The organism is Nonomuraea corallina, assembly GCF_027620315.1.
Classification (GTDB): domain Bacteria; phylum Actinomycetota; class Actinomycetes; order Streptosporangiales; family Streptosporangiaceae; genus Nonomuraea; species Nonomuraea corallina.
In genome coordinates this window covers 1-4,064 of the sequence record NZ_JAPNNL010000303.1, presented here as the reverse complement: position 1 = coordinate 4,064, position 4,064 = coordinate 1, and the positions used below count along the sequence as shown (strand labels likewise).

6 protein-coding genes are annotated in these 4,064 nt (G+C 73.2%); 3 read left to right on the top strand and 3 right to left on the bottom strand.

The window, feature by feature from the left end; all coding sequences use genetic code 11:
* Together OUY22_RS35995 and OUY22_RS35990 are read left to right on the top strand one after the other, a co-directional pair.
* On the top strand, window positions 1–438 hold a 438-nt coding region (locus OUY22_RS35995), incomplete at its 5' end, for a sarcosine oxidase subunit gamma (protein WP_333486884.1).
* 60 nt (window positions 439–498) lie between these two features.
* On the top strand, window positions 499–1,185 hold the full coding sequence (locus OUY22_RS35990) for an HNH endonuclease family protein (protein WP_270159794.1): 687 nt from the start codon (window positions 499–501) through the stop codon (window positions 1,183–1,185).
* Between the two features lie 3 nt (window positions 1,186–1,188).
* On the opposite strand, the gene OUY22_RS35985 is transcribed toward OUY22_RS35990, so the two are convergent.
* Genes OUY22_RS35985 through OUY22_RS35975 form a run of 3 tightly spaced genes read right to left on the bottom strand, consistent with a single transcriptional unit; the run spans window position 1,189 to window position 3,533 of the window.
* Complete coding sequence (locus OUY22_RS35985) at window positions 1,189–1,590, bottom strand: PepSY domain-containing protein (RefSeq protein WP_270159793.1); 402 nt, start codon at window positions 1,588–1,590, stop codon at window positions 1,189–1,191.
* Window positions 1,591–1,626: 36 nt separating this feature from the next.
* Entirely contained in the window at window positions 1,627–2,859 is a 1,233-nt protein-coding gene (locus OUY22_RS35980) for a sensor histidine kinase (protein WP_270159792.1), read from the bottom strand.
* On the bottom strand, window positions 2,856–3,533 hold the full coding sequence (locus tag OUY22_RS35975) for a response regulator transcription factor (RefSeq protein ID WP_270159791.1): 678 nt from the start codon (window positions 3,531–3,533) through the stop codon (window positions 2,856–2,858). Before OUY22_RS35975 ends, OUY22_RS35980 begins: the two co-directional genes overlap by 4 nt.
* Before the next feature lie 94 nt (window positions 3,534–3,627).
* Here OUY22_RS35975 and OUY22_RS35970 point away from each other — a divergent pair.
* Window positions 3,628–4,064: hypothetical protein (locus OUY22_RS35970; protein ID WP_270159790.1), on the top strand; the 437-nt coding region annotated here is incomplete at its 3' end.

Below are 4,064 nucleotides of genomic sequence, written 5' to 3'. Positions count from 1 at the left end.
GGGGAGCGGAGGGCGCGGGCGGAGAGTCCCGCCGCGGCCTTCGCGGGACGGTTCGCCGCGGCGGGTAACGAGCGGGTGCGGGTGCGTGAGGTGCCGTTCGTTCCCATGTGGGAGGTACGGGGCGAGGACCCGGGGACGGGGATGCGGCTGGGGCCGGACTGGTGGCTGGTGACCGGGGAGGCCGAGCCGCGACCCGGCTGGGTGGACGTCTCAGGTCAGCGCACCGTCATCGAGCTCACCGGGCCGGGTGCGCGGGACGTCCTGATCACCGGGTGCCCGCTCGACCTGCATCCCGGGGTGTTCACCGGCCACGCCCAGACGGTTCTCGGCAGGGCGCCGGTGATCCTGGCGCGGCACGGCGACGCCTATCGCGTCCTCGTGCGCTCCTCGTACACCGACTATCTCGCGAAGTGGCTGATAGACGCCTTGGATGGGTAAAGCCGAGGCAAAAAGGAATTGATATACCTGGACGATTGATAGCCGAGTCTGGGAGTCGCGGTGCGTGTTCGGGCGGTCTTGGCGGGTTTGACCGCGGCGGTGGTGCTCACCGGGTGCGGAGAGCTGGAAGCGGAGTTGGGCCGGCAGGCGGACAAGGACGGCGGATCCTCCTCATCCTCCTCCAAGGTCGACGTCAAGGAGGCGCGCGGCAAGCTGGAGAAGCTCGACGTCAAGGGCCGGGCGCCGAAGACCGGCTTCGACCGGGACGAGTTCGGCCCCGCCTGGGCGGACGTCGACCGCAACGGCTGCGACACCCGCAACGACATCCTCAAGCGGGACCTGACCGACGAGACCTTCAAGGCCGGCACCCACGACTGCATCGTGCTCACCGGCGTCCTGGAGGACCCGTACGGCGGCGAGACGATCAAGTTCGAGCGCGGCCAGGACACCAGCAGCGACGTCCAGATCGATCACCTGATCCCGCTCTCCGACGCCTGGCAGAAGGGCGCGCAGCAGTGGTCGGCGGCCAAGCGCAAGGAGTTCGCCAACGACCCGCTGAACCTGCTGGCCGTCGACGGCCCGCTCAACAGCCAGAAGAGCGACTCCGACGCGGCGACCTGGTTGCCGCCGCGCCGGGGTTACCGCTGCGCGTACATCGCCCGGCAGATCGACGTGAAGGCCAAGTACGAGCTGTGGGTGACGCGGGCGGAGAAGGACGCGATGGAACGCGTCCTCGACTCCTGCTGAGCGTCAGTCGTCGTCCCCGTCGTTGTCGTCGTTGTCGTCGCGGTCGTTGTCGTCATCGGCGTCGGCCTGCTCGGTCTGCTCCTTGAGCAGCTTGCCGGAGGCGGCGTCGAAGTCGAGCTCGTGCTCCACGTCGCCCTTGACGGTCTTGACCTCCCACACGTCGGCCTGCGTGCCGCGCGCGTCGAAGTCGATCTCCGACACCCACGAGCCCGGCACCTGCTTCAGCGCGAGGTCGACGGCCTGCTGGGCGGTCACCTGGGGGGCGCTCTGGACGGGGGCGCTCTCGGAGGCGCTCTCGGAAGGGCTCGGGGTGGGGCTCTGGGAAGCGGCGAAAGCGGCGGAGCCACCGGCCACGAGGGTCATGGCGGCGGCACTGGCGATGATGATTTTCTTGGCGGTCTCCATGTCCTCAAGGAAACCCCGGCTGCCGGTAACGCCGCGTTAAGGACGCCCTAAGGTCACTTCAACCCGCGCGCCGCCGTCGGACGAGACCGTCAGGCCGCCACCGCTGGACTCGGCGGTGCGCCGGGCGATGTCCAGGCCGAGACCGGTCGAGCCGCCGCCGCTCGTGCCCCTGGTGAGCAGGGCGGGGTCGAAGCCGGGGCCCGTGTCGCTGATCACGAGCACGGCTCCCGACGGGTGTGGCGTGAGCCGTACCGCGAAGGACGCCCCTTCGGGGGTGTGCGCGAAAACGTTGCCCAGCAGCGCGTCCACGCACGCCGCCAGCGACTCGGCGCCGGCTGCGACGGGCAACTCGCCGTCCGGGAGGTCCACCCGCAGCTCGCGGCCCTGGTCCTCGGCCAGCACCGACCAGAAGCGGACCCGTTCGCGCACCACCGCCGCGGCGTCGCACGACTCGCGCCCTGCCGAGCGGCGGCGGGCGTCGGTGATGACCGCGCTGACCGCGCGCTCCAGCGCGTCCACCCGGGCGCCGACGCGCGCCGCCTCCTCCGGGTCCCGCAGCGACTCCACGTCCAGCCTGAGGCCCGTGAGCGGCGTGCGGAGGCGGTGCGACAGGTCGGCCACCGACTCGCGCTCGGCCGCCAGCAGGTCGCCGATGCGGCCGGCGAGGTGGTTCAGCGCGAGCCCGACCGCCCGCACCTCCGGCGGACCCCCCGGCACCGCCCGCGCCTCCAGGTCGCCACCGGCCAGCCGGTGCGACACCCGGGCCAGGCCGTCGATCGGCCCGGTCATGGCCCGGGCCAGCCGGTCGGCGAGCACGATGCCCAGGACGACGAGCGCCAGACCCAGCCCGGCCAGGGCGGCCCACGCCTCGCGGACGCCGCGCAGCAGCTCCTCGTCGCTCACGTACGACCGGATCACCACGGTGCCCTGCGGCGACTGCACCGCGACCAGCACCTCCCTGCCGTCGCCGCGCTCGGCGGTGACGCTGCGGCCGGTCTCCGCCAGCCGGACGGCGTCGGTGCGCTCGGCCTCCTCGCCGAGCACCCGCCCGTCAGGCAGGAACACCGTCACGGGCGCCTCGACGCGTTCGACCGCCAGCGGCAGGTCCGGGGTGCCGACCGAGACGGCCACCGACTCGGCGGCGGCGGTGGCGCGGCTCATCGCGCCGTTCTCCGCCACTGAACGGATCAGCAGCGCCATCGGCACCAGCAGCGCGATCAGCACCAGCGACGTCGTGGCCGCCACCAGCAGCGCCAGCCAGCGCCTCACGACGGCTCGACCAGCTTCACCCCGACGCCGCGCACCGTGTGCAGGTAGCGGGGCTCGGCGGCGGTCTCGCCGAGCTTCCTGCGCAGCCACGACAGGTGCACGTCGACGGTCTTGTCGGCGCCGCCGTACGGGAGCTGCCACACCTCGGTCAGCAGCTCGCGCTTGGTGACCACCTCGCCCGCCCGCGCGGCCAGGTAGTGCAGCACGTCGAACTCGCGCGGCGTCAGGTCCAGCGCCACGCCGTCCAGCTCGGCCAGCCGGGCGCGCGGGTCCACCCGCAGCGCGCCCACCCGGAGCGGCTCGGGCGCCGTCTCGCCGGCGCGGCGCAGCACCGCCCGGATCCGGGCGTCGAGCTGGGTGGCGCTGTACGGCTTGACCACGTAGTCGTCGGCGCCCGCGTCGAGCACCGGCACCATCTCGGCGTCGCCGTCGCGGGCGGTCGCCACGATCACCGGGATCTTGCTCACCGCGCGCAGCATCCGCAGCAGCTCGGCGCCGTCGAGGTCGGGCAGCCCCAGGTCGAGCACGATTAGGTCGGGACGGTCCTGGACGGCCAGCCGCAGGCCGTCGAGGGCGGTGGGGGAGGAGGCGACGGCATGGCCGAGATCCCGCAGCCCGCGGCTCAGGGCCGTGCGGATCGCCACGTCGTCCTCAATCAGCAGGATGTCAGCCATATGGTGAAACCGTAGACGGTGAATCGGCGTACGACGCACCCTCTTAGGGCGGTCTTAACCTGGGCTTAGCCGTACGAGGGGGAAGGTGGGGGGTGTGAAGAGACTCCTCCTGGCCTGGGCCGTGACGGCGATCGCCGCGACCGGTGCGGCCGTGGCCGTGCTCGGCCTGCTCGGCGGCGGCCTGACGGGCACGTCCGGCCGCGTGATGACGCAGGAGGAGGCGCGGGCCACGCTGGCCCGGGTGACCACGGCCACCCAGCGCCCGCCCCTGAGCCCGTCCACGAGCCCGCCTGCGAGCCCGTCTGCGAGCCCGCCTTCGAGCCCGTCCGCGAGCCCGTCCGTCAGCGCGTCGCCGGGTGTCACCCAGGCGCCGCCGGAGAGCGAGGTCATCCGCAGCGCCGGCGGCACCGTCATCGCCTCCTGCGCCGGCGGGCAGGTGACGCTGCGCTCGTGGAGCCCCGCGCAGGGCTACTCGGTCGACGGCGTCGACCCCCGCCCCCCCCCCGCGGGCCGGGGGGGGGGCCCCCCCCC